Annotated in this window: 2 tRNA genes and 2 rRNA genes; all 4 read left to right on the top strand. The window is 47.7% G+C overall.

The annotated features are described in order from the left end of the window. A 16S ribosomal RNA gene (locus ACP7BZ_RS22960) occupies positions 1-104 on the top strand; the annotation flags it as partial. A gap of 77 nt (positions 105-181) precedes the next feature. Next, a tRNA-Ile gene (locus tag ACP7BZ_RS22955) sits at positions 182-258 on the top strand. Between the two features lie 109 nt (positions 259-367). Next, a tRNA-Ala gene (locus tag ACP7BZ_RS22950) sits at positions 368-443 on the top strand. A 228-nt stretch (positions 444-671) separates the two neighbouring features. Beyond that, a 23S ribosomal RNA gene (locus tag ACP7BZ_RS22945) occupies positions 672-930 on the top strand; the annotation flags it as partial.

Below are 930 nucleotides of genomic sequence, written 5' to 3'. Positions count from 1 at the left end.
GTAGCTTAACCGCAAGGAGGGCGCTTACCACGGTAGGATTCGTGACTGGGGTGAAGTCGTAACAAGGTAGCCGTATCGGAAGGTGCGGCTGGATCACCTCCTTTCTAGAGTTGCACAGGTAGAGATACCGGTTCATTGAACGTCCACACTTATCGGCTGTTAGTTAAGAAGAACAGCATTTGGGGCTGTAGCTCAGCTGGTTAGAGCACCGTGTTGATAACGCGGGGGTCGTTGGTTCGAGTCCAACCAGCCCTACCAACCCTGCAAACAAAAGTGAACACCTACTTTTGTTTGGCTTAGTCAGTTAAAAATCCCTGGCAAAGCCAGATGATTTTTAAGTGCAAAAGCACGCAAAATCGTGGTCCTTGGGGGATTAGCTCAGCTGGGAGAGCACCTGCTTTGCAAGCAGGGGGTCGTCGGTTCGATCCCGTCATCCTCCACCAAAAGTTCAAACGTAAATCAGTGCACACAGCACCAGGATTTAGGTTTGGTCTTTTAGAGATTAAATGCTGTTTCGTTCTTTAAAAATTTGGAAGAAGTAAAGTTTTAATTGTCCAGTCGACAGACTGGATGATGGGTAGTGATTGTATGTATCAAAACAAGCAACAACGCTGTACTTTCTTTCTTTATGACGTCCTTCGGCTTAGTCGGCTGAGGGGCTAACGTTATAGGGACAAGCGAATAAGTGCACATGGTGGATGCCTTGGCGATTACAGGCGATGAAGGACGTAGTAGCTTGCGATAAGCTGCGGGGAGTGAGCAAACACACTTTGATCCGCAGATTTCCGAATGGGGAAACCCGGCCTTTACAGGTCATTGCAACCTGAATACATAGGGTTGCAAAGCGAACGCGGCGAACTGAAACATCTAAGTAGCTGCAGGAAAATAAATCAACCGAGATTCCCAAAGTAGTGGCGAGCGAAATGGGAT

This window comes from Massilia sp. PWRC2, assembly GCF_049896725.1.
Classification (GTDB): Bacteria; Pseudomonadota; Gammaproteobacteria; order Burkholderiales; family Burkholderiaceae_D; genus JAFCUW01.
This window is presented reverse-complemented; position numbering and strand designations above follow the sequence as displayed.